The 25,065-nt window shown below is 48.2% G+C and carries 27 protein-coding genes and 2 tRNA genes; 11 read left to right on the forward strand and 18 right to left on the reverse strand.

Features of this window, described 5'->3' with window-relative positions; genetic code table 11:
• Positions 1-68: 68 nt before the first annotated feature.
• From PSE6802_RS33760 to PSE6802_RS0121355, 6 genes are all read right to left on the reverse strand, one after another.
• Positions 69-209 (reverse strand): hypothetical protein, encoded by a 141-nt coding sequence (locus PSE6802_RS33760; RefSeq protein WP_156815613.1) that lies wholly within the window; start codon positions 207-209, stop codon positions 69-71.
• 73 nt (positions 210-282) lie between these two features.
• Positions 283-618 (reverse strand): hypothetical protein, encoded by a 336-nt coding sequence (locus tag PSE6802_RS0121335; protein WP_019502070.1) that lies wholly within the window; start codon positions 616-618, stop codon positions 283-285.
• A 167-nt stretch (positions 619-785) separates the two neighbouring features.
• The gene (locus PSE6802_RS0121340) at positions 786-1,229 is read right to left on the reverse strand and encodes an ATP-binding protein (RefSeq protein ID WP_026103453.1); all 444 of its coding nucleotides are present in this window, start codon (positions 1,227-1,229) and stop codon (positions 786-788) included.
• Between the two features lie 18 nt (positions 1,230-1,247).
• Positions 1,248-2,579 carry a gluconeogenesis factor YvcK family protein gene (locus PSE6802_RS0121345; protein WP_019502072.1) on the reverse strand — a complete coding sequence of 444 codons (1,332 nt, stop codon included), beginning with the start codon at positions 2,577-2,579 and terminating at the stop codon, positions 1,248-1,250.
• Entirely contained in the window at positions 2,579-3,001 is a 423-nt protein-coding gene (locus PSE6802_RS0121350; RefSeq protein WP_019502073.1) for a secondary thiamine-phosphate synthase enzyme YjbQ, read from the reverse strand. The genes PSE6802_RS0121345 and PSE6802_RS0121350 overlap by 1 nt, the downstream gene beginning before the upstream one ends.
• A gap of 29 nt (positions 3,002-3,030) precedes the next feature.
• Positions 3,031-3,813, reverse strand: a complete 783-nt coding sequence (locus PSE6802_RS0121355; protein WP_019502074.1) for a 16S rRNA (uracil(1498)-N(3))-methyltransferase — start codon at positions 3,811-3,813, stop codon at positions 3,031-3,033.
• A gap of 212 nt (positions 3,814-4,025) precedes the next feature.
• Between PSE6802_RS0121355 and PSE6802_RS0121360 the strand changes: the two genes are divergently transcribed.
• Positions 4,026-4,117 (forward strand) — tRNA-Ser (locus tag PSE6802_RS0121360).
• A gap of 80 nt (positions 4,118-4,197) precedes the next feature.
• Complete coding sequence (gene isiD, locus PSE6802_RS0121365) at positions 4,198-4,422, forward strand: protein IsiD (protein WP_019502075.1); 225 nt, start codon at positions 4,198-4,200, stop codon at positions 4,420-4,422.
• A gap of 183 nt (positions 4,423-4,605) precedes the next feature.
• Here the strand turns inward: isiD and PSE6802_RS31395 are convergent, their stop codons facing one another.
• From PSE6802_RS31395 to trxB, 3 genes are all read right to left on the reverse strand, one after another.
• Entirely contained in the window at positions 4,606-6,912 is a 2,307-nt protein-coding gene (locus PSE6802_RS31395) for a S8 family serine peptidase (protein WP_019502076.1), read from the reverse strand.
• A 414-nt stretch (positions 6,913-7,326) separates the two neighbouring features.
• Complete coding sequence (locus PSE6802_RS0121375; RefSeq protein ID WP_019502077.1) at positions 7,327-8,313, reverse strand: aldo/keto reductase; 987 nt, start codon at positions 8,311-8,313, stop codon at positions 7,327-7,329.
• Positions 8,314-8,627: 314 nt separating this feature from the next.
• Positions 8,628-9,995: a thioredoxin-disulfide reductase gene (gene trxB, locus PSE6802_RS0121385; protein WP_019502079.1), complete on the reverse strand. Its 1,368-nt coding sequence runs from the start codon at positions 9,993-9,995 to the stop codon at positions 8,628-8,630.
• A gap of 224 nt (positions 9,996-10,219) precedes the next feature.
• On the opposite strand from trxB, the gene remA reads away from it, so the two are divergent.
• Positions 10,220-10,480 carry an extracellular matrix/biofilm regulator RemA gene (remA, locus tag PSE6802_RS0121390; RefSeq protein ID WP_019502080.1) on the forward strand — a complete coding sequence of 87 codons (261 nt, stop codon included), beginning with the start codon at positions 10,220-10,222 and terminating at the stop codon, positions 10,478-10,480.
• Entirely contained in the window at positions 10,464-11,081 is a 618-nt protein-coding gene (gmk, locus tag PSE6802_RS0121395; protein WP_019502081.1) for a guanylate kinase, read from the forward strand. Before remA ends, gmk begins: the two co-directional genes overlap by 17 nt.
• A gap of 26 nt (positions 11,082-11,107) precedes the next feature.
• Here the strand turns inward: gmk and PSE6802_RS0121400 are convergent, their stop codons facing one another.
• From PSE6802_RS0121400 to PSE6802_RS0121415, 4 genes are all read right to left on the reverse strand, one after another.
• Positions 11,108-12,694 (reverse strand): Hsp70 family protein, encoded by a 1,587-nt coding sequence (locus PSE6802_RS0121400; protein ID WP_019502082.1) that lies wholly within the window; start codon positions 12,692-12,694, stop codon positions 11,108-11,110.
• 2 nt (positions 12,695-12,696) lie between these two features.
• Positions 12,697-13,266, reverse strand: a complete 570-nt coding sequence (locus tag PSE6802_RS0121405; protein WP_019502083.1) for a nucleotide exchange factor GrpE — start codon at positions 13,264-13,266, stop codon at positions 12,697-12,699.
• Positions 13,259-13,399 (reverse strand): hypothetical protein, encoded by a 141-nt coding sequence (locus PSE6802_RS34320; RefSeq protein ID WP_019502084.1) that lies wholly within the window; start codon positions 13,397-13,399, stop codon positions 13,259-13,261. Before PSE6802_RS34320 ends, PSE6802_RS0121405 begins: the two co-directional genes overlap by 8 nt.
• 236 nt (positions 13,400-13,635) lie before the next feature.
• Positions 13,636-13,722: transfer RNA gene (locus PSE6802_RS0121415), tRNA-Ser, on the reverse strand.
• 552 nt (positions 13,723-14,274) lie between these two features.
• Here PSE6802_RS0121415 and PSE6802_RS31400 point away from each other — a divergent pair.
• Positions 14,275-14,712: an STAS domain-containing protein gene (locus PSE6802_RS31400; protein WP_019502085.1), complete on the forward strand. Its 438-nt coding sequence runs from the start codon at positions 14,275-14,277 to the stop codon at positions 14,710-14,712.
• An 85-nt stretch (positions 14,713-14,797) separates the two neighbouring features.
• Here PSE6802_RS31400 and PSE6802_RS0121425 read toward each other — a convergent pair whose 3' ends face one another.
• The 4 genes from PSE6802_RS0121425 to PSE6802_RS35505 form a co-directional block, all read right to left on the reverse strand.
• Positions 14,798-15,292, reverse strand: a complete 495-nt coding sequence (locus PSE6802_RS0121425) for an ureidoglycolate lyase (protein WP_019502086.1) — start codon at positions 15,290-15,292, stop codon at positions 14,798-14,800.
• A 16-nt stretch (positions 15,293-15,308) separates the two neighbouring features.
• Positions 15,309-16,166 carry a calcium-binding protein gene (locus tag PSE6802_RS31405; protein ID WP_019502087.1) on the reverse strand — a complete coding sequence of 286 codons (858 nt, stop codon included), beginning with the start codon at positions 16,164-16,166 and terminating at the stop codon, positions 15,309-15,311.
• A gap of 253 nt (positions 16,167-16,419) precedes the next feature.
• Entirely contained in the window at positions 16,420-17,883 is a 1,464-nt protein-coding gene (locus tag PSE6802_RS0121435; protein WP_019502088.1) for a cobyrinate a,c-diamide synthase, read from the reverse strand.
• 21 nt (positions 17,884-17,904) lie between these two features.
• Positions 17,905-18,702 (reverse strand): M23 family metallopeptidase, encoded by a 798-nt coding sequence (locus PSE6802_RS35505; protein ID WP_019502089.1) that lies wholly within the window; start codon positions 18,700-18,702, stop codon positions 17,905-17,907.
• A gap of 259 nt (positions 18,703-18,961) precedes the next feature.
• Here PSE6802_RS35505 and PSE6802_RS0121445 point away from each other — a divergent pair, with 259 nt between their 5' ends.
• The 6 genes from PSE6802_RS0121445 (at position 18,962) to petE (ending at position 22,976) form a co-directional block, all read left to right on the forward strand.
• Positions 18,962-19,222 (forward strand): glutaredoxin family protein, encoded by a 261-nt coding sequence (locus PSE6802_RS0121445; RefSeq protein WP_019502090.1) that lies wholly within the window; start codon positions 18,962-18,964, stop codon positions 19,220-19,222.
• Entirely contained in the window at positions 19,215-20,060 is an 846-nt protein-coding gene (locus PSE6802_RS0121450; protein WP_083901728.1) for a GGDEF domain-containing protein, read from the forward strand. Before PSE6802_RS0121445 ends, PSE6802_RS0121450 begins: the two co-directional genes overlap by 8 nt.
• Before the next feature lie 128 nt (positions 20,061-20,188).
• On the forward strand, positions 20,189-21,670 hold the full coding sequence (locus tag PSE6802_RS0121455) for a UDP-N-acetylmuramoyl-L-alanyl-D-glutamate--2,6-diaminopimelate ligase (RefSeq protein ID WP_019502092.1): 1,482 nt from the start codon (positions 20,189-20,191) through the stop codon (positions 21,668-21,670).
• A 139-nt stretch (positions 21,671-21,809) separates the two neighbouring features.
• On the forward strand, positions 21,810-21,992 hold the full coding sequence (locus tag PSE6802_RS0121460) for a hypothetical protein (RefSeq protein ID WP_019502093.1): 183 nt from the start codon (positions 21,810-21,812) through the stop codon (positions 21,990-21,992).
• 27 nt (positions 21,993-22,019) lie between these two features.
• On the forward strand, positions 22,020-22,514 hold the full coding sequence (gene psbV, locus PSE6802_RS0121465; RefSeq protein ID WP_019502094.1) for a photosystem II cytochrome c-550: 495 nt from the start codon (positions 22,020-22,022) through the stop codon (positions 22,512-22,514).
• A gap of 87 nt (positions 22,515-22,601) precedes the next feature.
• Positions 22,602-22,976: a plastocyanin gene (petE, locus tag PSE6802_RS0121470; protein WP_036946790.1), complete on the forward strand. Its 375-nt coding sequence runs from the start codon at positions 22,602-22,604 to the stop codon at positions 22,974-22,976.
• An 87-nt stretch (positions 22,977-23,063) separates the two neighbouring features.
• Here petE and PSE6802_RS0121475 read toward each other — a convergent pair whose 3' ends face one another.
• Positions 23,064-24,398 (reverse strand): histidine phosphatase family protein, encoded by a 1,335-nt coding sequence (locus PSE6802_RS0121475; protein WP_019502096.1) that lies wholly within the window; start codon positions 24,396-24,398, stop codon positions 23,064-23,066.
• Positions 24,399-25,065 lie beyond the last annotated feature (667 nt).

A 25,065-nucleotide genomic window follows, 5' to 3' on the forward strand; every position in this document is an offset into this window, starting at 1 on the left:
ACGTGTTAGGAGAGCATTTCTGGAAATTGCTAATGAGTTCTTATAGATAGAACCCCACTGAGGATATCTCAAGTGGAGTTAAAGATGTATTGGGTGCTCAAACATGCCAACTTTCCTTCGCGATCGCGAAACAATACTAAAGGTTCGTCTTTATATTGCTTTATGTTGCAATTAGTGCGCGATCGCAGGCTAGTTGGATCGAGTTTCAAGAGATAGATGCAAAAAACTCTACCTAAGAGATGTTAGGTAGAGTTAAAGCAGGTGCAGTACTATCGATATCTACTAGCGCCAGTAGTACACTAGCCTGTATTCGTAGAGGCCAGTGTATGGGTTATAGATATACCTGTAGGTATAGAGCCTTTGCGGTACGTAGTACCTGTAGTAGGGACGATAGTAGGGGCGATAGTATCTATGCGCAACGTACTGTTGCGGGTTGGTTAAGGACTGATTAGCCTTGATGCTCGTGTTGTCAATAGCGATCGCAGAATTAACGGTGCTGTCTGGGGTGTTGACTTTAGCTGAGGCGTTCGTTGGACTGATGATGATACTGGTCAGGAGTGCCAAGGGTAATGCGGCAAGCCAACCAATTTTGTGAGGAACATTTCTTCTAGTAGACATTGACTTTTCTCCTTGCAATTTTCTGGATTAACAATTGCGAGATTCGGAGGCATTCAAGAGATAGCTAGGTAACGAGGAACTGAAGCGATCGCTCCTTCCGTATTACCTGATGTTACTAGTACGTAAAATATACCCAAATGGATCTAGAGCGCCCCAATAAAAACTATTCAGTAATTTTTGCGAACCAGAAAGCAGTTACGCCCGTCATCCATGCGATCGTAGCCGAAATAGTCAGACACCGATTTGGTAATAATTAGCCCCCTTCCCCCCGTCGGGATATTGTCAATATCCCAAGGATCGTACTTTTGTTGAGCCAGCTTTTCTAACTCGGCCTTGAGATCGAAAGGTTGGCCAAAATCCCAGATCCGCAATTCTAACGCGCCTTCTAACAGCGTAACTTCAATATCGATTGGGGTGTCCTCTGGCAGCTTTTCATGGGCATGGCAGATGACGTTGGTAAATCCCTCAGTCAGGATCAAGTTGCACTGCAACCATGCCTTATGTGGTATGCAGTCAAATTGAGTAAACCACTTCTGGACATCGTTTAATTGGTATATGCTCGACTTTACTCTGAGGCTGTACGTTTTCGGTAGTGAGGGTCTTTCCGTCATATCGCCCTTAGATATCCGTTATTGTTGTCGATTGTACCAGCGCATCAAAACACCTGCCAACCGATCTGGATCGTGGCGCACTTTCCCATCGGGCATCTCTTGCATGACATTTGCCAATAAAATCGGACAGTTAAGCTCTACCAAACCATCGCGATCTAACTCTGTAAAGGTTGCCCCCGATTTTGCATAATTTTGGAGCGCACGATCGGATGGTTTATACTTCTGGACTAAAACAACATCAAATAACCGCCCTCCAGCTACCCGATCTAAAGTCCGCACGTAATCGGCAACCGTGTACCCATCAGTTTCACCTGGTTGACTCATGATATTACAGACATAGATGCATGGAGCCTGACTGTCAGCGATCGCCTCTAAAATCCCCGGTACCAATAGATTAGGGCAGATGCTGGTATACAAACTACCAGGCCCGATAATGATACAGTCAGCTTCGGCAATATCTGCAACCGCCTGCGGTAGAGCAATGGGGTTATCGGGAGTGCAACCAATACGTGCAATCTTACCGTTTGCCTCAGGAATATTAGATTCTCCTTCTATACGACGTCCATCCTGTAGCTCTGCCCACAGCGATACATGATCTAGGGTGGCAGGCAAGACTCGACCGCGTACGGCTAAAACCTTAGAACTGGCGGCGATCGCCCGATCTAGATCGCCAGTGATGTCGTTCATAGCGGTAATAAATAAATTACCAAAGCTGTGACCGCTCAGTCCCTCCCCCGTAGTAAAGCGATATTGAAATAACTCAGTCAGTAGTTTTTCCTCATCAGCCAGTGCGGCTAGACAGTTACGAATATCCCCCGGCGGTAAAACACCATATTCTCGGCGCAATCGCCCCGAGGAACCACCATCATCCGCAACCGTAACGATCGCTGTGATATTAGAGCTATAGTTCTTGAGGCCGCGTAGGAGATTTGATAAGCCAGTTCCACCGCCTAAAGTTACTAATTTGGGACCTCGCTTGAGTTTGCGGTGGTCGATCAGGACGTCAACCAGTTCCTTATCGTTGTCTGGCATGAGGACTTGCGTAATCGAGCCTAAAGCCCGTTTATGTCCCAGCCAGAGCAGTACAAAGCCGAGCAAGATTGCAATTGGCCCGCTGATATGTCGCGGTACTCGCGACGCAAACAAATCGATTAACGAACCCACCAGTCTTGTAAAGTAAAAAACAGGGGTTAACCGCACTGAAATCGCCAATCCCAAAACAATTAAAGTTATTCCTAAAACGCTAATAAATAACCAGCGCTTCACAACTAGTCCGGGTAGCAGCCACTTGACCCAGCTAGCTGTTTTAATCCTTCTTATGCGCGTACGTGGTTTCGTCCGAGATGCCATTAGTTCCCCGAAATATGCACCATAATCTCACGGGTACGACCGCGATCGCGATGTTCCCACACGTAGATACCTTGCCATATTCCTAAGACTAATCTGCCTCTTGCAATGGGGATATTTTCAGATGTCTTAGTTAAAGCGGCACGGATATGTGCGGGCATGTCATCCGATCCTTCGGCGGTATGGCGATAGTTTAGCCCATATTCTGGAACGAGTTTAGTAAAAAAAGTTTCCAGGTCTGTCAAAACATCTGGATCGGCGTTCTCTTGAATAATTAAGCTAGCTGAGGAATGCATCACAAACACCGTGCATAACCCCGTTTGTACGCGGGATCGCGCTACGATCGCTTCCACCTCATTTGTAATATTATGCAGAGATTTTCCCCTGGTACCGATTCGCAGTAATTCTTGATTGTGTAAGAGCATAAGCCTAGAAACCGATACACTCCTCGGCACTAAATGGTGCTAATTACGGCACTGATTATTGATAATGCTACCACTGGTGCTGTGGTTGCTGCCAGAATGCGATCGCCCAGCGCCACTGGCTTGAAATCATGGTCTATGGCTAACTCTTCCTCGTCTTTTGTCCAACCTCCTTCTGGCCCTGTCACCACCCAAATCACATCGCTTAATTGTTTTTGATGGCAAATTTCTAACATAGAATTCAGTAAATGCGATCTATCTCCGTGGGTAACACAGATAAATTTACGCACCCGATCGCCAGGATGAGGCTGGATTGACCAATCAGCAAAAGCTTGCGGCTCGACGATCTCTGGTACGTAGGTGCGCAGGGATTGTTCTGAGGCTTCCTGGGCGATGCGCTGCCATCGTTCTAGTTTTTGTACGCCCATGCTGGTGCCTGACTTGACGACGGTGCGATCGCTCCATAGCGGCACGATGCGGCTTATACCTAACTCGGTGCAGGTACGAATGACTGCTTCCATCCCGTTACCCTTGGGCATAGCGATCGCCAGCGTTACTGGTATGGGCAATTCGGTATGGGCAATGATTTCTTCAGCGATCGCTGCTGTTTTTAGATCCGCCAGCAATTCTGCCCGCCACCATTGTCCTTTGCCGTTAAGGGCAATAAACTCCGCGCCGGGTTTGAGGCGTAAAACATGTGCCAGATAGTGCTGTTGGGCGGGAGTAAGCTCAATTTGGGCAGATGGCACTAAGAGCCGCGTACTTTGCTGGGGCTGGAGTACCAGGCGTTGTAAATGGGAATGCTGTGGTTTCATACCAATATATAGCGTCCTATCTGGATACCGCATATAACTCTATAATTTAGGGGTCGCAAGGGTATAGCCCCCACTTTGGTGTTTCCCTTTGGGTAAGGGGTAAGGGGGGCAAAACTTATGCATAAGGCGAGTTGTGAAGATTTGGTAGTAGAACCGCTAAATTTTTGTAGCAACAAATGCTTGCGATCTGATAAGATACTATTCCCAGGCATGGAGAGGTGGCTGAGTGGTTGAAAGCGGCAGATTGCTAATCTGTTGTACGGCAGGTAACTCCGTACCGAGGGTTCAAATCCCTCCCTCTCCGTTGAAACAGGTCGCGATCGACTCGAAACAAGCTATTCTACCCAGCCTACACCGTAGTTTTGACTCAGATGGGACGCAACCATGAGTACCAAGCAAGCTAAAGATGAAGCTCAAAATATTGATGTGTCAAAGCTAACTGCTGAAGACGTGGCTAAGTTAGCAGCGCGTTTAGAAAATGACGACTACGCGAATGCGTTTGCCAGCCTCCAGGATTGGCATCTGCTCCGCACCCTTGCTTTTACCAACCCCGACCTAGTCGAACCTTATCGCCACCTGCTGGATATTGAAGCCTACGATGAGTGCTAGTCCCGATCTCCTATTGCCTGGCGACTGGAAGTCGCGGCTGTACAAACAAAGTCTGCACAGGCAGACTTAGAGAAAAGGGGTTAACAGATCGGGATTTGGCATCAGGCGATCGACATCGCAGATCGGTTTGATTAGGAGGGGGGGTACCGTATCCACCCCCCTCAAAGCTTTTGTTTTGGTCTACTAGGCAAAGAGAAACTGTGCCTTGTTAGTCGCTGCCACGTTGAGATCGATATTGGCTGCTGTCAAGCCTGTAGTTCTTACCATCGTGACCAGTAGATCGCCCGCGCCAAACCCTGTATTGTTAGCAATACCATCACCCATGTGCAGTTCGGTATTGCCTCCATTCACAACAAGATCGATGAATGGAATCCCTTCAAAGGACATGAAATCTCCATTCGCACCTATGGAAAAGTTGTTGATAATATCTATACCATCGCCATTGGTATAGAGGAAGGTGTCGCTACCGAGATCGAGGTTGATGGTATCGTTGCCAACTCCACCGATCAGAGTGTCTCTGCCAGCTCCACCGATGATGGTATCGCTACCAATTCCGCCGACGAGAGTTTCATTACCCACTCCACCGACAAGAGTGACGCTGCCCCCACCAATGATGGTGTCGGTGCCGCCACCGATGATGGTATCGTTGCCGCCACCGATGATGGTATCGTTGCCGCCACCGATGATGGTGTCGTTGCCGCCACCGCCCGGGAGAGTGGGACTGGGAGGTTTGGGAGGGCTAGGAGGGTTGGGAGCGTCTGACGCGTCAGCCCACCAGGCTAACCCATAATTTTGAGCGCCGACGGGAGCGTCTTTTTGATGCACTACGATCTTGTATTTCTTGTTTTCTTCTGGGATTTTGAAGAAAATATGCTCGACACTTTCCGCTGAGCTAATGGAAGAATCAATAGCCTTATCAAGATCGTTTTCCTTTTCAGGAAGCAAGTATAAATCTAGATTGGTCAGACCGTCTTGTTTGAACTCATCACCTGCATCGTAGGCACCATTTTTATTGAGATCGGTCTTTAAGCTCACTTTCCGATCCCAAGCAAGCGTTATGGAAACGTAGCCGTCTTTCTTCAGTGGTTTGTCGAAGATATAGGTTCTAGTGCTGTCTTTTGCCTGCGTGGTTCCGTAGTCCCATCCAATAGCAGAAACTGTAGCCTCCCCTTTAGCCTCCGGCCCATTATAGCCAGATTCGCCAGGCTCAAATTGGGTTAGCGCGCGTTTGGCATTAAGTTGTCCGGTTCCTGTGACGCTGTCTAGGGGAACCGCTTTTTTGACAAAAGCGATAGAATCAAGCCAGTTTGAACCACCCGGTCGAATAATGGTCTTTTCCATTCCGAGAATGCCTTCCACCTTATCGGCTGAATTCATCAGAACGCTTTTCATCACTTCATGATGTCGTGCATTAGCATTCCAAAGAGGTTTCTTGGCAGCAATTTGTTTATCACCGAACTCCTGAAGCAAGGCAACGGTTCCAGTGACATGGGGAGTTGCAATACTAGTGCCTGAAGCACCTACAAACTGACCGTCCAGAGAAGGTACTACAATTTTCTCACCAGGTGCAACGAGATCGATTACGTCACGAAGTCCTGCTGAAGAGAAGACGTTATCGGTGCTTACTTGACTGAATTTCCCATCTTTGACATGGGTGAACCCAACGGTGACTCCGTTAAACTCGTCAACTGGAAGTTTATTGCTGAAATTACCTTTTTCGTCTTTTTCGTCAGCCGCTACCACATAGAGAATGTCGTACTTGCTTGCTGACCAATCAAAGAATTGAGTATAAGTGGAACTGCCGTCAAATTTATCTGTAGGAGAGAGTTGGGAACCATAACTGAGGTTGATCGCACGAATGTCATTTTGCTGAGCAATATTTTGCACTGTAATGAGATCCTTAGAGAAATTGCCTCCTACGATGCCTCCGGAGTAGAGTTCGGCATCTGGTGCCACCCCTGCGCCATTCATTCTCATTCTATTCTCTTTTGCAATCATAACTCCAGCTACCAGGATGGCATGACCAGTACCAACCTCTAAAGCTCTATCTGCTGTGGCTGCATTATCTTGAAAAAAGACTTTTTTAGGTTGAACGTCGGGATGAACCAAGTCAGGTATGCCATTCATATTCCCATCATTCTTGTCGAAACCTGGCAGCCCAGGCCGTCTTACCTCAATTTGCCCGATCGCTATCCCTTTACCAGTCAAACCCAACCCTCGTGAATTTATCCCATATACTCCATTGGAATCGTTGAGGGTGTAAAAAGCAGCACCATCAACAAGTTTGGGAGGAGCAGGGAGTGGAGGAGCAGGGGCAGCAGTAGGTGAAGGAGCAGGTGCGGACGCAGGAAAGAGAGTCAGATTACTTGTAGGTGGCGAGGGGAGATTGTTGTTGGAGTTAAGCAGTAGCTCCTCTTCAGGCGGATCTATTATCGTAGCTGCATCGCCTGCTCTAGTGAGAGGATCGAGACCATCAACTGTATCGCCCATGTCATTTACCTCTTCGATTGTGTTTGAGGAGGCTCTCGCCCCAGTGGGAGTAGTGGGAATAGGTAGGTACCACTGTAACTAAAGCCTCGGTGGAAAATCTTCAAACACATCATCCCCCGATCGCCGATCGCTTTCCAGTCCAAAACATGCTCGCTTTTTGCTCATTTTGGGCCAAAACATGCTCACTTTTTATTCATTTTTTGCTCGCTTTTTCTAGAGTAGGTGCTCTCAACCTCGATCTTCAGATCGTTTAATCGCTTTTCTGTTCTCGATCCGCAAATGCCCGTTTGCTTTGTTGGGATGCTATCGGCCTTACCTCCAGTTTCTTGCGCAATTACGAAAGCATCTCGCTCGTCAGGCTTTGAAGATATAGCGTGAAGCGAACGAGCGAGATATCTGATTCAGTTGCTCTTCTTAGCGATTGAGCAAACTCATGCTCGCAGTTGGATAGCGATCGCCGCTGGTAAATCCCTTTGGCGCAACCGCTTCGATCTGCTGTAGTTCATCATCTGTGAGCGCGATATCAGTTGCTGCGACGTTCTCTTCCAGATTTTTCTGCCGGCGAGTACCGGGGATAGGAACGATGTCGTCTCCTTGAGCCAGTACCCACGCTAGAGCGAGTTGACTGGGAGTGACGTTTTTCGCAGTGGCGATCGCTTTTACTTTTTCCACTACTTGCAGGTTTTTAGCGAAATTTTCGCCTTGAAAGCGGGGAGAATGACGGCGAAAATCATTTTCGGCCAGATCGTCAGGGTTGGTAATCGTTCCAGATAAGAAGCCACGTCCGAGCGGGCTGTAGGCCACAAATCCAATTCCCAATTCCCTTACCGTTGCTAAAATCTCATCTTCAGGGTCGCGACTCCACAGAGAATATTCCGTTTGCAGTGCCGTAATTGGATGTACGGTATGAGCGCGTCGAATCGTGGCAGGGCCAGCTTCCGACATGCCTAAATATCGCACCTTGCCCTGCTTGACCAACTCTGCCATCGCGCCAATCGTATCTTCAATGGGAACGGTGGGATCGACGCGATGCTGGTAGTAGAGATCGATTACATCTACACCTAGACGTTGGAGCGAGGCATCGCAAGCTTGTCTGACGTATTCCGGTTTACCATTTACGCCGATAAAGCTACCATCTTCTCCTCGCATATTGGCAAACTTGGTGGCGATAATGACTCGATCGCGGCGATCGCGGATTGCCTGACCTACTAACTGTTCGTTTGTGAATGGCCCGTACATATCGGCGGTATCGAGCATTGTCACGCCCAAGTCCAGGGCGCGGTGAATTGTCGCGATGGACTCGCGATCGTTGCTGGCTCCGTAAAACTCAGACATGCCCATGCAACCTAAACCTATTTCTGAAACCGTCAGTCCTTGATTTCCTAGCTTACGCATCTTCATGCTGTTCCTCCTGTGGCATTTTTTGTACCGTAGATTGCCTGACAATCTGGTTGTAATCTAACTTGTTCGTGCTCGACTGCATTCACCCAAATGCCCGATCTTATAGCTATAGCCAACAGGCTTAGGACGGGGTGCAGGGGTGGAACCCCTGCGTGGGGGCGCAGACCCCACACCCCCCTGTCCTAACAGATCTGTTTATGGCTATAAATATTTCCGGTTAATCGTATCGGTAGTGATATTGAAATAAAGATCGAAGTGGGGCTGCAACTGCCCAGCCAGGAATTGCAGGCAAAAAACGTAGAACTGGTCAATAGTTACAAATACATGGCGATCGCTTCGCGAAATTCGCTCTTTTGTTTCACGCCACGGATTTCGCCTAGCATGTCTTTATTTTTGAAAAATTGAACGGTCGGCGTGCCGATAACACCAGCCGATTCCGCAATTTCGGGGTCGGCTTCGATATCTATATCGACTACATACATTTGTCCGACAAACTCGTCGGTGACCTTTTTGAGGATGGGTTTGAGCGCGTGACAGGGGCCGCAGTGAGGTGACGTATATTTCACCATGATGAGTTTGTCGGTTTCGTGGTAAAGCTGACGCAGAGCGATACTGCCCTCATGATAGGTATCGGTCATAGAAGTCTCAGGCGCGAGTTCAAATTCAGCAACATTACTCTCAGTGCTTGTGGTGTTATCTGCCACGTCCGATTTAGGTACTGGTACCTGGTGAAACTCCTGACTCAAGCCCTTGGCAGATAGCCATCTTTCTGCTTCTAGAGCCGACATGCAACCCGTTCCCGCTGCTGTAACCGCTTGACGATACTCGTGGTCTTGCACGTCGCCACAGGCATATACGCCCTCAATATTGGTAGCGGTGGATTTGCCGCGCGTGATGATGTAGCCTGTATCGTCCAACTCCAGTTGCCCTTTAAATAAATCCGTGTTGGGCTTGTGACCGATCGCGTAAAACAACCCGCCGACGGGCAGATCGCGTTCGCTACCATCGGTTGTATTTTGCAGCTTGATGCCCTGCACGACCCCATTGCCATAAACATCGACCGGAATGGTGTTCCAATGCACTTCAATATCGGGGTGATTTAATATCCGATCCTGCATGACTTTACTGGCTCTCATGCGATCGCGGCGCACGAGCAGATGTACCTTAGAACCATATTTAGTCAAAAAGATGGCCTCCTCAGCCGCCGTATCGCCGCCGCCGACAACTGCTAATTCCACGCCGCGAAACATGGGAATTGCCCCATCGCAGATCGCACAGGCCGAAATGCCTTTATTCCAAAATTGCGGCTCGCTGGGTAAGTGCAAGCGCTGGGCAGTGGCTCCAGTGGCAACGATAATGCTGTGGGTTTCCACTTCGCGGTGCGCGGAGCGAACTTTAAACGGTCGCGAACTCAAATCCACAAAGGTGACATCTTCGGTCACCAACTCTGCTCCGCATCGCTCGGCTTGCTGTTTCATGGCACTCATCAAGGCTGGGCCGACAATGCCAACGGGAAAACCTGGGAAATTTTCTACATCGGTTGTAGTCATGAGTTGCCCGCCAGGAACACCACCAGCTTGCAAGCCTTCAAATACTAGAGGTTTGAGATTGGCACGCCCAGCATAAATCGCCGCCGTATATCCCGCCGGACCAGAGCCGATAATTACAACGTTTTCTACCATGATTTACACCTAAACCGTACTCGTTATGACTTTATTTAATACTTTAGCGCAAACAGCCTTTATTAGTTTGCATCCATGCTAATTTTCCGTCTTTGGGCAGAGTCTTTCAATCAGCGTTATATAACCTATCCCCAACTATAAAATTGATTAGCTATAATAAATGACAAAATCCAGAGAAAAATCAAGTTAGTCACACATCTTTAAGCTCAAATCACTCATAACCTATGGATATCAAGCTCATCAATATTGGTTTCGGGAACATTGTCGCTGCCAGCCGGGTTGTAGCGATCGTCAGCCCTGAGTCTGCACCAATTAAGCGTATCATTAGTGATGCCCGCGAGCGCGCTCAGTTGGTTGATGCCACCTACGGTCGGCGTACTCGGGCTGTAATTATCATGGACTCAAGCCATGTGATCCTGTCGGCAATTCAACCCGAAACCGTAGCCAATCGCTTTGTAATTACTAAAGATGGAGCCACTGATTAGCGCAACTAACAGGGTTAATACCCCGGAGCGAGACTCATCGAGCCACAAGCAAAATGGTAAGTTAGTTGTAGTCACGGGGCCAAGTGGAGTTGGGAAAGGCACTCTGCTCAAAATTCTGGCAGAGCGTCGCCCCAATCGATTTGTTTTCTCCATATCGGCTACTACTCGTCAGCCTCGGACAGGGGAAGTCCACGGCAAGGATTATTTCTTCTTAAGTCGTCAAGAGTTCGAGCAAAAGCGTCTTGAGGATGCCTTTTTAGAATGGGCGGAGTATGCTGGCAACCTCTACGGCACGCCCCGGCAAGCGGTTGAAGAATGGGTCAAAGCTGGCGAGGTAGTATTGCTGGAAATTGAGCTAGTAGGGGCAAGAAAGGTAGCACGAGCATTTCCAGATGCCCAGAAAATCTTTATTGCTCCTCCTTCGATCGCAGTTTTAGAGCAAAGAATTCGCGATCGCGGTACCGATGATGCAGCGGCGATCGCCAAACGTCTCGAACGCGCTCAAACAGAGATCGCTGCCGCGCCGGAATTCGATTTGACAATTGTCAACGACGATCTGGAGACCGCGATCGCGCAGCTAGAACAAGCTATTTGGCAATGAGAGATGTCTCGATCGAGGATTGGGTATTACTCTAAGGTCGCGATCGCGCCTCGATCGACCAGGATCTTCTGGGTTTGCAGATCTCTAACTGTAGCCAGCAAAGCTCTCTGCTCGTTTACTTCAAATGCCACTTCAATGCGATCCATACCAATTTTGCCGGGAGGATCGAGGTGGGCGATGCATACCTGTGCGTTTTGCTTAGCAATCACATGACGCGGATCGATCAACGATCTGAAATCCGATCTCTGCTGCAATCGACTGCTAGTCATGCGGCCTTTCGAGTCATAACTAACTTCGGCTTGCGATATTTCTGCCACTTCACCGATATCAAGCCCGATCTCTTTTTGTCCGTCCAGTGCCACCTGTAATATTAGTAAGTCTTCTCTGTGACAAGGATAGCGCGTACCTTTGTCGAATAATGGGAAGTAGGAATAGGAGCGAGTATGCGGTTCCCATAGACGGATGGCATAGCCATGCCTGAGATAATCATCGACTGTAACTTCCTGGCCTAATACTAAAGCTCCATGCGCTACAGCTTCAAAGGGTTTATCCAGCCTCACTCGCTGTCGCCCGAAATAGGAAACGATCGCCTGCTGCACGGCAGGGATCTGACAGCTACCGCCTACTAGCAATACCTGCTCGATCTCGCTTTTACTTACACCTTTAGAAATTGCGATCGCCAGAACTTCATCCAATGTAGAGCGTAATTGTTCGAGCAATTGCCTTGCTTCTAATATCTCTGATAGCTCTGCGCGATCGAGTTTTATTTCGTGGGATATAAAGTTCTCATCATCAAACCAGGATTCTTTGGCCTCTTGAGCGCTGGATAGTTTTATCTTCAGTTTCTCTGCCACTTCCAAAAGATTGAGCCATCCGATCTCTCCCACCTCAGTTCTTGACGAACTAATCTGTTCCAAGTAATGCTCTACAATCCAGGTGTCGATGTCCACTCCGCCGACATAGGCATCGGACTTAGCAATTACCTGAGCTTTGACAACTTTCTGCACGTTATGGGTGGGAGTTGTACGCACGAGACTCAGATCTAGCGTACCGCCGCCAAAATCGATGACCAACACAATCGAGCCTGGAATCTGTACGGCATAGCCTAAAGCTGCTGCCGTTGATTCATCAACCAACTGTACTTTGGGGACTCCCAATTCCTCGGCAAAATCCCTCAACCAATCTAAGTAGGAATCAAATGCACCAACGGGTACGGTGATGATGGCGCATTCAGGTTGCGATTCGCCTAAGTGCTGGCAGACATTCTGCCAAATTGACTTGAGAAAGATTTCTGATACCAACCTGGCATCATAGCCTTTGCGATCGATTACGCGCGACGGCGGTCTGTATTCAGCCATCAAATCTCGTTTAAAGGCTTGGAACAGACGTTGCGGCTGCGAGACCCCCAGGCGCTGCGATCGCACTTGTTCGCCCAATACAAACCCATCATCGCGAATGTATACCAAACTGGGTACGACATAGACTGACCCGGACTCCCCTGCAAACGCGCGCGATAAATTGCCGAACCGCAGCGTTCTAGGTGCTTTGGTTACTGGATCTTGGGTGCAAACTACAGTATTGCTAGTGCCAAAGTCGATCGCCACAACAGTCATAGCTAAGCACCCGTAACTTTAGGCAATGTCCGGCTCACTTTTGCAGGTACGAGAATGAGATCGCCCTGAGTCTTATACCCCACAAACCGCACGTATACCATTTCACCAGGAGCTATATCGTCGCGATCGCTCTGATGTAGCTGCGGATCGAAGGCTACTTGCTGCCATGCCTCGCCAATCGATCCGTATTCCCAGTTCTGCATCAAATTATCCAACGGTGTAAATAAAGCAACCAGATTCTTCGCTGGTAAATCCGGTTTGGCTTGAGCCATTTGTCGCACACTTGGGTACTGAGTCAACAAAGATTGCAACGCTTGAAAAGTTGTTTCGCGGTGTTCTGCCAGCAAGCGATCGCTTTGTTGTTGCATTTGCTCGCGCAGGTTTAAGCATTCCTGTTTGAGCGCGGCGACTTCCTGAGATCGATCCTGCAAATCATTCGAGCGATCGCTTCTAGGGGATTCCTGGCTAGATTCCCAACCTGTGGGCTGAGAATAGCGCAGAGCGATCGCAATGCCAGCTACTACTAGCAAATTGACAAGCACCAGCACTAAGAAATTAGGATTATCAAACATAAGCGTTCGTTGAGGCATTGTTTGTCGCATTTGTGGGGTATGTGTTGAAATGCTCTGGATTGGTTGCCATAGGCTTACCATCTTCGCTCGGATACAGCAAATCCTCGGCGATCGCTTGAATGGGGTTGTACATAACTTGCCTGGTTAGCTTGTTTGACTAGATCGCATTGCATATAGCAATCACAAATGTTTGCGAAAAAGGAGGTGTGCGGGCTGCGCCCCCACACAGGGGTTTTCCCCCTGCACCCCGTTCGTAAATGATTTAGGGTCGCTATATAAACCTGCATAAGCTATCTTAACCTTGATGCTATCTTCAAGGCTTAGACCAGCTTTGCAACAATTGCTTGCAGGGAGCAAAAAAGCTTTTAACGGAGAGGGAGGGATTCGAACCCTCGTTAAAGTTACCCCTAAACAGCATTTCCAGTGCTGCGCCTTCAACCACTCGGCCACCTCTCCAGAATCGTGATGATTCTTGGGCAACTAATCATAGCAGAGCATGGGTGGCATGTCCAAGCATTTCTCGTGCTAATTTGACTTCATCGAGAAATTTTGCTTTGGCGTTATGACAGTTGACTAACCTGGGTAACATGAACAGCATCGGAATTAAGTTGTTTTACTGACCAACTTATAGCCATATACAGAATCTGTTAGCACAGGGGGTATGGGGGCTGCGCCCCCATCAGGGGTTCTACCCCTGCACCCCGTCCTCAGCCTATTGGCTATCGCTATAACTTAAGGCCAGCAAAACCTTCTCTAGTTTTTCACAATCTCGATCTAGCATGGCAAATAAGTTTAAAGAACATACCTGATGCCTTAGCCAGGCGATCGGGCATTTGCTGAAACAGGTTTAGCCTATTGGGGTGAGGAAACTCGTTTCAGGTTTAGTCCATTGGGGTGAAGCAACTTGCTTCTGTAGTGAGGTAACTTGCTTCAGCATCTCAGTATATTTGGATGCATTTATTTGGAACCGAGGCGGACATAATACTTAACACAACTTTAAGATCTGCTATGACTACACTCACTTTAATTGACCAACAAGCCGCTCTCAATGTGTTTAAGAGTGGGTCGGTGCTGGTAATTAGACCTGACAGTACCAAACTAGATCGAGATCTATCAGAAGAGTTGCTACGCAGAGTGGAAGGCTATTTTGCCGCTAACCAGCTAATGAATCAAGCGCAAGATGTTCCTGTCCTGCTAGATCTGCAAAATGTGGAGTTTTTAGATAGTCAAGGTCTCAGTACTTTACTATCTGTACTTAAGACTGCCTCAGCTCATCAAAGTAAGCTGTTTCTGTGCTCGTTGCAGGAATCCGTTAGCCTTTTATTTGAAATTACTAAGATGGATCGAGTATTCACGATCTTTGAGGATCTAGCGGCTTGTCGTAAATCCACGGACAACGAGTTGGATATTAGTCCGAGCGATCGCCAGCTTATACCAGCAGCTTGATATTTGTGCCAATTAATCCCCAATCCGCATCGCTTGCCCCTATGTTGCCTGGCGACAAAAGTTGCAGCCACCCGAGACGATACTGTTAGATAATTTCAAATGCTAGACCGTGAATGCTCATGAGGTCGTAAGTAACGCGATCGCTGATATTTGTATCGCTCAGTTCCAGGTTATAGAAATCGACGAATTCGTGCTCAAAATATGGCCCCGCGTGCCATGTACCGCAGTTCAGTTTGATGAAACAATTGCCAGGAATCCTAAAGGCATTAATAGTTTTTGGATCGACTTGCAGGACTCCTCCTGCGGAAGGAGGAGCCACAGCAATTAACCAATCTTTGCCATCCAGAGCGCCCAGGCATTGCGTGCATTTAGCATGACGAGCAAGGCGATGAAACTTTCTCCCCTTCTCGAGCAGGCGCATGATATAAAACCTGGGAATGCCATCCTGTAGATGTAATTGCGCATCGCGATCGCTGTAGGGCACGTCATCTTCGCAGGCATAGATCACCTGCCCAAAGGGGTAAAAGTTCTCTTCGTTAATTGCTTGTGCTTTCAGTTGTCGCAATGCGAACTCAGGCATGGCTTGCAAGTTTTAACTAAGTAATCACAAGGTGATTGGCAACTTCACTCGGAGTTTGTCCTACGACTACACCCAAAAAGTTGCCAGAATCTAGTGCAATCACTGTATCATTCGCTGATACTAACCTGCCTGTGCCATCGATCGCAAAATTAAACTCTGCCCCTGAAAATAGGTTAACCAGCTCGCCCGGTAAAGTATTAGAAATGTTGACCGTGTCTCCAGTATTGCTGCCGTCAAAACGAGTATCGTTCACATCCAGCAAAACATGAGCCTGGCTGGGGTCGAATGTAGCTGTAGCGGCGCTGATTACGAATATGTCTCTACCAGAATCACCTTGCATGAAAGTCTTGCCAAAGCCAGCATAGAGGATATCATCACCACTGCCACCACTAAGGAAACCACCATCGGAGCTAGCGATTAGCGTGTCATTACCCGCCTCGCCCGTAATGATATCAAAGCCGCGATCGCCGTAAATCACGTCGTTCCCAGCCGTGCCAATAAGGCGATCGTTGCTCCCGGAGCCAACTAGAGCGCCATCATTGTAGACATCGAAAGGTACTAAGCCATCATAGCCATAGATATCGTAGGGATATAAGCGATCGTAGCCAAACACGCTGAACAAACCTATGCCAGCATAACCCAGGATATCTAAGGGATTTGGGTCATAGCTCGGGACATCAAAGGGATATAAGGGATCGTTGCCGAAGATATCAAAGGGAATTGAACTATCAAACGCGTTCGAGTCACCAGGTAAAAAGCTATCAAATAGATCGAAGACAAATCCCATGTTGTCAGAGCTAAAATCGTTATTGTTGCCAGACGTATTACCAGGGCCGTCAGGTTCGCTAAACGGATCGAAAAATATGTCATCCATAGTTAGACTCCCCTTTGCAGGAAATAAGAACCGGGACTTACGCGCCTATTACTCACCCTATGCAGAAGTCCCTTGTTAAGCACTGCAATTACTCAACCTCTCACCTCCCCTATTTCCCTACCCTAACTCTGGGCAGGTAAAGCCTAGCAAAAGGGGAGAACCTTTGCAGCCATCTTTGAAGCCATCTTGAAAAGTGGTTTTGAGAACTCTGTTGCGTAAGTGCCGCGTACATTTTGAGGTCAAGCCTCTTACCTTAATTATAACTAGAGCTAGAAAGTACCGTTTGCGATCGCGCCGCTTCGACAAATCCCTTAACAATGGTCGGAAGATCGCCCCAATGTAAATGCACGTAGGAAGCCCAAAAGTTATGCCCGCGCCACCCCTCTGTACCCAAATCGCGATCGGCATAGTCTCTTAACCGATGCAGTGGGCAATCGGAAGCAACGGTCTGATGAGAGCGATGGAACTCGTGCCCCCAAATCGGTCGATCGGGGGGTTGGGGGTTGGGGGTTGGCGATGGACGCAGGGGTTTAGCATTTGTCATGAATTCTTGCGTTTGATGTGAAGACGATCGGGCAAATGCTAAACCCTCACCGGGGGGTAGGGGTAGGCAGCGACGATAGCCAAGCGTGAGTTTGTCAGTCATGACAGTCCGCGTTGGCAGCGCGCCTACCATAGCAAATTCATTACCGTTAAAATCGGCGATCGCCTGACTGAGATACATCAACCCGCCGCATTCAGCGTATATGGGCATGTGATGGTTATAGGAATGGGCGATTGCCGCGATCGCGCGTTTATTCTCTGCTAACTGCGCGGCGAACATCTCTGGAAAACCACCACCAAAATACAAGCCCTGAATGCGATCGGGTAACTTTTCATCCTCCAATGGACTCCAATATACCAACTCCGCCCCCGCGCGTTCTAGAAGCTCCAAATTATCGGCATAGTAAAAGTTGAAAGCGCGATCGCGTGCTACGGCAATTCTAACTGGCGTATCTAAGCATAATGGCGTAGATGTCTGTTTCAAGTTTGTCGAACTCACTTTAATTAAAGGCATGAGTCGCTCCCAGTCAAAGCAGCGCTGCCCCAATTCGGTTAGTCGATCGACTATGTCGCGAAAGTTTGCCACTTCTTCGGTAGGAACTAGACCCAAGTGGCGATCGCTCAGCTTAATGCCATCCTCGCGAGTTAAAATTCCTAAAACCGGTATACCCAAAGGCGCGATCGCTTCCAGTAAAATCTCGCGGTGGCGATCGCTACCCACGCGATTGAGAATTACTCCAGCTAATTTTACGTCTGCATCGAAATGATGGTAGCCATAGACGATCGCGGCTAGCGATCGCGACATCCGGCTGCAATCAACTACCAGGATTGCAGAAACAGATTTGCCTAATAGTCTGACTATATGAGCAGTGCTGCCAAACCCATCGCTACCAGCACCGTCAAATAAACCCATCACGCCCTCAATGACAGCACCTTCTGCTTTCGCACTATGCCTAGCAAAGCACGATCGGACATATTCAGCCGAAGTCAAAACCGGATCGAGATTGTGGCAAGGGCGACCCGTTACCGCAGCGTGAAACATGGGGTCAATATAATCTGGCCCCACCTTAAAAGACTGCACGGACACGCCCCAGCGCCGCAATCCTGCCAGGATCGCCAGCGTTACTGTAGTTTTACCAGCACCACTATGGGTACCGGCAATAGCGATCGGCATGGTGTGGGGAGATTGGGATTTTTATCTTGCTGCTACGTCAAATACGATATAGCGGTTGGGTAGAAAAGCCATGGGATTGGTGGCATGTTTACCATCGGGCTGCACTTCAAAATGCAGGTGCGGCCCCGTACTGCGCCCCGTACTGCCAACTTCTGCAATCAGTTGCCCTTGTCTGACCCTCTGTCCCTTCCTGACTAGAATTCGGTTGGTATGAGCGTAAAGCGTACGCCCACCATCATTGTGAGTGATCTCAACCAGGTTGCCATAGCCGCCATCATCCCATTCCGCATAACTTACAATACCGTCGTCAGCAGCTAGGATGGGTGCACCAGTAGGAGCCCCAATATCAATACCTTTATGCATGCGTCTTTGCCCCGTGATCGGGTGAATGCGCCAACCAAAGGCAGCGGTAATGATGCCATTTGTCGGCCATACCATTGGTGCGGGCGTATTTAGTGACGATTTCGACACGGATTGCGGCAACTGTACCGACCAGTGACTGGTCGAACTCATGGCTTTCAGTTGCAGTTGCTCGCTGTCGTCTATAGTCAAGCTTGGTGCAAATTCAACCACTAAGCGCGTTGTGTTTTCATCCACCTTCCCCACTCTGACTGCCTGAACGGCCTTCCCAATCGTGCGACGCACTGTGGCCCCCTTATATTCAGCCCCTGGTAAATCGATCACTAAACGGGTGGGGTTTTCGATCAACTTACCCCTAGGGTAAATATTTTTTGTAGTAGCAAACTCAATACGGTTGCGGGTGGTGTCAAAGACAAAGGTTTCTAACCGATTTGCTAAAGCTGCTGGTGTCAGCACCATAGAACCTACAAAGCAGGATAGCAGCCACCATTTCTTAGGTTTGGGACTTTGTACCGAGCTATTAAACATTGGCTTGTGCGTGTGAAGGAAACAATAAACAATAGAGAGCAGAAGTACCTCGACCAGCGCTAAACTGTTTTTGGCAACCTAAAAAGAGAACTGGCAAAGTTTACATTAATTCGCATCACAAATCTATGTTGTATAAAAAATTTATATAAGTAGCGGTTGATGCAATCTGGTAGTCAACGAAACACATTCCATGAAATTGATTCTATACATTAAACCAGACTGTCACCTTTGCGAGGGTTTGCTAGAAAAATTGCAACAGGTTCAAGCCGTGCAATTCGATCTAGAGATTCGCGATATAACTAGTAACCTCAACTGGTTTGAACAGTACCAATATGAAATACCCGTTTTGTGTCTGTGGGATGAAAAACTCGATCGCACCTATGAACTACCCCGTCTGTCACCGCGATCGCCAGTCGCCAAACTGGAAGAACTACTAAAGCAATATGAGTAACATGATCAAAAGTTTGGCAAGGCAGAGCAAAGCGTTTTGGATAATAGCGGGACTCATTCAAATTGCCTTGTTGGGTATCATCGATTACCTTACGGGTTATGAAATATCGCTATCCCTGTTTTATTTAGTCCCCCTAGCAGCGATCGCCTGGTTTATCGGCAGTCGCAGTGGCATATGGGCGGCGGCTGTTAGTACGCTGGTATGGCTAATCGGAGACATTAGCGCGGGGCAAGTCTATTCCCACCCCCTCATTTATGCCTGGAATGCTGTAATGAGGCTGGGGTTATTTGTCTGTCCGATTTTGCTCCTATCCGCTCTCAAAAAATCGCTTTTACACAGGCAAGCACTCACCCGTATTGACCAGAGTACGGGTGCGGTCAATTCCCATGCTTTCTGGGAAGTAGCCCAGATCGAAATCGAGCGTTCTTCTAGATACAAACGACCTTTAACCTTTGCTTATCTTGAGTTAGACAATCTCAAACTTGGCCTGCGCCGCGATCGCGACGAAGCTGATGCCATGCTGCGATCGATTGTCAGTATCTGTAAGAAATCTTTGAGGAAAACTGATACAGTGGCAAGACTTGGCAGCGAAGGTTTCGCCTTATTGTTACCAGAGACACCCCAAGAGGGTGCTGAAGTTGCTATATCAACCCTACAAATGGCAATTTTTGCGGAAATGAACCAAAATAACTGGCCGATCGCATTAAACATCGGCGTATTAAATTGCAAATCCGTACCGCAAACAGTTGATGAAGCGATCGAGATTACCGATAGCCTGATTGATTCAGCCAAACAGGGCGGCAAGAATGTCATCTGCTACGCCACCTATATTGGTTAACATACTTCCCGACGCTGACTACCATCGCATGGACGGGTTAAGCATTTGCCAGACAATCTTTGCCTCAAAAGTAAGCATTCCGCACAAATGCTTAACCCCTTCGATATCCCCTATATCAAACCACAAACATGAATCTAGGCACACTTCTCCAAACAGCAAACTGTCAGTATCAAAACCACGATCGCGATTTACAAACGGTGCAGGGCATCACCACCGACTCGCGGGCTTGCAAGCCAGGCGATCTATTTATTGGAATGCCGGGCAGCCAGGTGGACGGCAGTCAGTTTGCTTCTGATGCTCTGGATAAGGGCGCGATCGCCGCGATCGTTGCGGATACGGTTACCCTGGATAAAGATGGGCTAATTCGCGTTAGCGATGTGGTAACTACCTGTGCTGAGGTAGCGGCGGCTTTCTATGGCTTCCCTGCTCGGCAAATGAAACTGGTGGGGGTAACGGGGACCAACGGCAAAACCACCACTACGCATCTGATCGAGTTTTTATTACAACCACATTACCCCACCGCCTTATTTGGTACGCTCTACTCCCGTTGGCAGGGATATACCCAAACGGCTGCATATACAACGCCTTTTGCTCCTTTTTTGCAAGCGCAACTCAAGCAAGCTTTAGATGACGGCTGCCAAGCGAGCATCATGGAGGTAAGTTCCCACGCCTTGGATCAGAAAAGGGTATGGGGGTGCCCATTTGAAGTAGCTGTATTTACTAACCTGACCCAGGATCACCTGGACTATCATCGCAATCTGGATGACTACTTCCAAGCTAAGGCCCTCTTGTTTAACCGCGACTATCTTCAAGGTCGGGCTGTAATTAATCTGGATGACCCATACGGTCAAAAGCTAGCTGCCTTAACTAAGAGATCGGAGGTTTGGACGTATAGCCTGGAAAATCAACAGGCAGATTTTTATACCGAAAACCTGACCTACAGCCCCAATGGTGTCCAGGGGACATTACATACTCCTGCTGGTGCAATGGCGTTTAATTTATCCTTAGTCGGTAGCTTTAATGTTTACAACGCGATCGCAGCGATCGCTGCCTGCCTGCATCTGGGTATTAGTTTGGAAGACATCGGTGCCAGATTGCCCGCATTTACCAACGTACCGGGCAGGGTAGAACGGGTACAGGTCAGCCCCGCACAGGACATTACCGTAGTAGTAGACTATGCCCATACGCCCGATAGCTTGGAGAATATTCTCAAAGCAATGCGACCGTTTACGCAGCGCGAATTGGTATGTGTCTTTGGCTGCGGTGGAGATCGAGATCGCACCAAGCGCCCTCTGATGGGCGAAATTGCGACGCGACTGGCCGACCGCATTTACGTCACATCAGACAACCCGCGTACCGAGGAGCCAAACCAGATTTTGCAGGATATTCTGGCGGGTATACCTACCAGCACGAATGGTGCTTTGCCGGTCACGGTGGAAGTAGATCGACGGCTTAGCATTCAAATGGCGATCGCCAACGCCCAACCGGGCGACACGATCGCGATCGCGGGCAAAGGACATGAGGACTATCAAATCTTGGGCAAGGAAAAAATTCACTTTGACGATCGCGAAGAAGCACAGGTTGCACTCAAGCAAAGATTAGGGATTTAGCGATCGGCGATCGGCTAGCCCCCCTACAACAAGCTGACTGCTGACTGCTGACCGCTGACTGCCATAAGTAGCTGCATCGTTTTTGCAAATATGGCTTAAAATGTCCCCGTTTTAACGTTAAATAAACTAAGGAATAATTATGGGCTTTGCGGATTATTCTATTGCGGAGATTGCTGAAGACTATAAAATCTCAGTTGAAATGGTCTGTCAACTTTGCGATCGACTTGGCATTCGCTACCAAGATATTCAAACAAAGCTTGCTCTAGAAGATGCTAAAGCCGTTATCCTAGCAGCCCAAACCACAGAAAAGAAGTCATCATAAGTTTATTTTCAAAATACTTTGCCTACTATGAGAAAACCTTACAAATTACTTTTGTTAGCGATCGCCACGATCTTCCTGGCTTGGCAGTTTATAACAACAAGTGTCCTGGCTGCGGAGTCAACTGCTGAGATGCGCACAGTGCAACTCAATGACAAGGAAAAAATCATTTTGTCAACTAAAGATATTGCAGCCGGTAAGAAGCTATTTCAAAATGCTTGTGCCACCTGCCATGTTGGTGGAGCCACGTTCACCAACCCCAACGTCGGGCTCGATCCAGAAAGCCTAGCTTTGGCAACTCCCCCCCGTAATACCGTAGAAGGGTTAGTAGATTTCATGAAGAACCCCACCACCTTTGATGGAGTGGAGGAAATCTACGAGACTCACCCCAGTTTGAGAAGCAATGACATTTTCCCCACTATGCGCGGTTTGACCGATAAAGAACTCAAGCAAATTGCTGGTTATATTCTTTACCAACCTAAAGTCAGAGGCATTGGCTGGGGTGGTGGTAAGATCTACTATTAAGAGAAAATTAAGAGACTATTGAGAGATCGAGCAATCTCAGATCGGATCGCATCGCTCAAGCAAAATTCTAAACTCAAACAGCAGAACATGAAAAAGCAATCAATTTTTGGGCGTTTAAGCCTCCTGTTTATTAGTTTCACGATCGCATTGAGCAGCCTTGTTTTTCATGCTGCTCCTGCATTAGCAGAAACCCACACCGTCCTGATGGGATCTAAAAGCGGACAGCTTGTATTTGAGCCGTCTACGCTCACAATCAAAGCAGGTGACACAGTTAAATGGGTGAATAATAAAGGTTTCCCCCATAACGTAGTGATTGATGGGCAAGACGCTCTATCCCACAAGAAACTGATTCAAAAACCAAAGGAATCGGTAGAAACTACTTTCAGCGAAGCAGGTGAGTACAGCTACTATTGCGCTCCTCACCGTGGTGCTGGCATGGTTGGCAAGATTACCGTTCAGTAAAGTTAACCGACATTTACGTGGATAGACTGTGGGGTGGGCAATGCCCACCCCACAGTTGTTTGAAAGCTTTTTACCTGGATTCGATCGCTACAAGGCTCCTGCTGCTGTCGTATCTAGAACGCAACCAGAGAGATGGGTAGTAATATTCATCGTTTGCAGGCAGGGAGGGAGATCGCCACCGTTGTGATAGTCGATTACACTCACGCCGCCATTGCCTTGCTTAAATGACCAAAAACTATCCGGTTCCAGGTTGAAAATCTGACAGAGAATTGCTTTGTTAACCGCGTCATGGGCAACTACAAGCGCGGTTTCGCCGGGTGGCGTGGCCTCGACAATATATTGCCATACCTGTGCTACCCTCTGCCAAACCTGCTGCAGATTTTCACCCTCAGGCATTTGCACGGAGCCGGGCGTTTTCTGCCACCTGAGTAATTCACCAGGAAACTCCGTCTCGATTTCATGCTCGAACTTGCCCTCCCATAAACCATGGGATATTTCCTTTAAGTCGTCAAGCAGATCGAGCGCTACTTCAGGATGGTAGCTCAAGATCTTTTCAGCGGTCTCCTTAGGACGCAGCATGGGGCTGCTAAATGCTCGATGAATGGGTACGGATTGTAAAAACTCCGCCGCACATCTGGCTTGATCCTGCCCCTGCGAGTTGAGGGGAACGTCGATTTGTCCTTGAAAGCGCGTTTGACGATTCCACTCTGTTTCTCCGTGACGCACTAACAGGATGCGGGGGCCGACATGTCCTTTACGGCTGCTGGGTAAAGCACTACCTGTTAAGGTCGATAGGTGACTGATAAGGTTAAGAGACTCTAGTTGAACGTTAAAACCTAATTCGCGATCGCTGCTCTGCGTAAAGTTTAGAACGCTAATCCCACAGTTAGATTTTTGTAAATGATGGTAGTGTGATGGGTGTAAGCCCATCGCGGTGGCAATTAAGGCTCGATTAATACCGCTATGACCCACTAGCAGGATGGTTTCACCCTGATGTCGTGGTAAGATTTCACGCCATAGGGTTTGTGCCTGTGCAAACAGATCGCGAACCGGGTAGAGATCGCCCATGCTCAATTCATGAGGAGCATCGCGCCACTTATAATAGGCATCGGGAAATTGCGCCTTCACCTGTTCAAAAGTAAGACCTTCCCACTCAGGCAGGTTAATTTCGTATAAACCCTCGTGTAACTGCAGTGGAGGTGGATTCGTAGAGGCGGCTAAGATAATTTCTGCCGTTTGTCGGGCACGGATTAAGGGGCTGCCATAGGCTGCCGCGAATGAGAGATCGGCTAGGGCTGAACCAGCGGCTGCTGCCTGCGCTTGACCTTTGGTAGTCAGGATTGACTGCTGTTCGGGTTGGTCGAGGTTGCCACGCCCCTGAACCAAGCCAGCCGTATTAAAGTTACTTTCGCCGTGGCGCACTAAGACTATGCGAGTAATCAGGACTATACCCTCTCTTTATGCTAGACACCTTAAAGAAATTTAACATTTTTGTATTGCGCTATAATACTGTGTTAGGCTACCAATAGCCAAGTAAAAGCTAAAGATGTTGCTTGCTTGCGCCTCTTGCAGCGTTAATATTTCAGTCTAAGAATTTAGATTAATTATCTGAATCTTGATTTCATTGCCTGTATTTAGTGACTAGAGAACATCCCAGATTTGTCATTATCCCCACACCTTCAGTGCTTCCCCCTAGCAAGGGGAGGATGAGTGGGTTTAGTGTAGTACAAATGTAGGATGCAGCCCGTAGCTATATTCATAGATGTACTATCCAAATATAGTTATCCTCTTTTAAACTCTTTTGCCAAGCTATCAGGTCATTTTATCAAGCCCGATCTAGGCTCGTCAGACACAAATATGCGTGCTGTTAGTAAATTACTCATCTTACGCGGAAGATCCTGAAACTCTCACACCTAAACCCTATACCTCAGGTAGACGGGAACAGAACCGAAGCGGTGGCTGTACCCCTGCAACCCTTGAATATGAGGGGTTATATACAGGTTAGGCGAGACAAGGATCTCCCGTAGCATCAGTAAATTAAATATTCAGCCTTAGGTATGAAACCTCTCATAAGAGATACCGGGCTCGA

The organism is Pseudanabaena sp. PCC 6802 (genome assembly GCF_000332175.1).
Classification (GTDB): Bacteria; Cyanobacteriota; Cyanobacteriia; order Pseudanabaenales; family Pseudanabaenaceae; genus PCC-6802.

Excerpts from the sequence above, each read along its gene's own strand:
- PSE6802_RS0121335 (WP_019502070.1), bottom strand. The coding sequence starts at position 618 with ATGTCTACTAGAAGAAATGTTCCTCACAAAATTGGTTGGCTTGCCGCA.
- PSE6802_RS0121340 (WP_026103453.1), bottom strand. The coding sequence starts at position 1,229 with ATGACGGAAAGACCCTCACTACCGAAAACGTACAGCCTCAGAGTAAAG.
- PSE6802_RS0121345 (WP_019502072.1), bottom strand. The coding sequence starts at position 2,579 with ATGGCATCTCGGACGAAACCACGTACGCGCATAAGAAGGATTAAAACA.
- PSE6802_RS0121350 (WP_019502073.1), bottom strand. The coding sequence starts at position 3,001 with ATGCTCTTACACAATCAAGAATTACTGCGAATCGGTACCAGGGGAAAA.
- PSE6802_RS0121355 (WP_019502074.1), bottom strand. The coding sequence starts at position 3,813 with ATGAAACCACAGCATTCCCATTTACAACGCCTGGTACTCCAGCCCCAG.
- isiD (WP_019502075.1), top strand. The coding sequence starts at position 4,198 with ATGAGTACCAAGCAAGCTAAAGATGAAGCTCAAAATATTGATGTGTCA.
- PSE6802_RS31395 (WP_019502076.1), bottom strand. The coding sequence starts at position 6,912 with ATGGGCGATACAGTTGATGGTCTCGATCCTCTCACTAGAGCAGGCGAT.
- PSE6802_RS0121375 (WP_019502077.1), bottom strand. The coding sequence starts at position 8,313 with ATGAAGATGCGTAAGCTAGGAAATCAAGGACTGACGGTTTCAGAAATA.
- trxB (WP_019502079.1), bottom strand. The coding sequence starts at position 9,995 with ATGGTAGAAAACGTTGTAATTATCGGCTCTGGTCCGGCGGGATATACG.
- remA (WP_019502080.1), top strand. The coding sequence starts at position 10,220 with ATGGATATCAAGCTCATCAATATTGGTTTCGGGAACATTGTCGCTGCC.
- gmk (WP_019502081.1), top strand. The coding sequence starts at position 10,464 with ATGGAGCCACTGATTAGCGCAACTAACAGGGTTAATACCCCGGAGCGA.
- PSE6802_RS0121400 (WP_019502082.1), bottom strand. The coding sequence starts at position 12,694 with ATGACTGTTGTGGCGATCGACTTTGGCACTAGCAATACTGTAGTTTGC.
- PSE6802_RS0121405 (WP_019502083.1), bottom strand. The coding sequence starts at position 13,266 with ATGTTTGATAATCCTAATTTCTTAGTGCTGGTGCTTGTCAATTTGCTA.
- PSE6802_RS34320 (WP_019502084.1), bottom strand. The coding sequence starts at position 13,399 with ATGTACAACCCCATTCAAGCGATCGCCGAGGATTTGCTGTATCCGAGC.
- PSE6802_RS31400 (WP_019502085.1), top strand. The coding sequence starts at position 14,275 with ATGACTACACTCACTTTAATTGACCAACAAGCCGCTCTCAATGTGTTT.
- PSE6802_RS0121425 (WP_019502086.1), bottom strand. The coding sequence starts at position 15,292 with ATGCCTGAGTTCGCATTGCGACAACTGAAAGCACAAGCAATTAACGAA.
- PSE6802_RS31405 (WP_019502087.1), bottom strand. The coding sequence starts at position 16,166 with ATGGATGACATATTTTTCGATCCGTTTAGCGAACCTGACGGCCCTGGT.
- PSE6802_RS0121435 (WP_019502088.1), bottom strand. The coding sequence starts at position 17,883 with ATGCCGATCGCTATTGCCGGTACCCATAGTGGTGCTGGTAAAACTACA.
- PSE6802_RS35505 (WP_019502089.1), bottom strand. The coding sequence starts at position 18,702 with ATGGTGCTGACACCAGCAGCTTTAGCAAATCGGTTAGAAACCTTTGTC.
- PSE6802_RS0121445 (WP_019502090.1), top strand. The coding sequence starts at position 18,962 with ATGAAATTGATTCTATACATTAAACCAGACTGTCACCTTTGCGAGGGT.
- PSE6802_RS0121450 (WP_083901728.1), top strand. The coding sequence starts at position 19,215 with ATGAGTAACATGATCAAAAGTTTGGCAAGGCAGAGCAAAGCGTTTTGG.
- PSE6802_RS0121455 (WP_019502092.1), top strand. The coding sequence starts at position 20,189 with ATGAATCTAGGCACACTTCTCCAAACAGCAAACTGTCAGTATCAAAAC.
- PSE6802_RS0121460 (WP_019502093.1), top strand. The coding sequence starts at position 21,810 with ATGGGCTTTGCGGATTATTCTATTGCGGAGATTGCTGAAGACTATAAA.
- psbV (WP_019502094.1), top strand. The coding sequence starts at position 22,020 with ATGAGAAAACCTTACAAATTACTTTTGTTAGCGATCGCCACGATCTTC.
- petE (WP_036946790.1), top strand. The coding sequence starts at position 22,602 with ATGAAAAAGCAATCAATTTTTGGGCGTTTAAGCCTCCTGTTTATTAGT.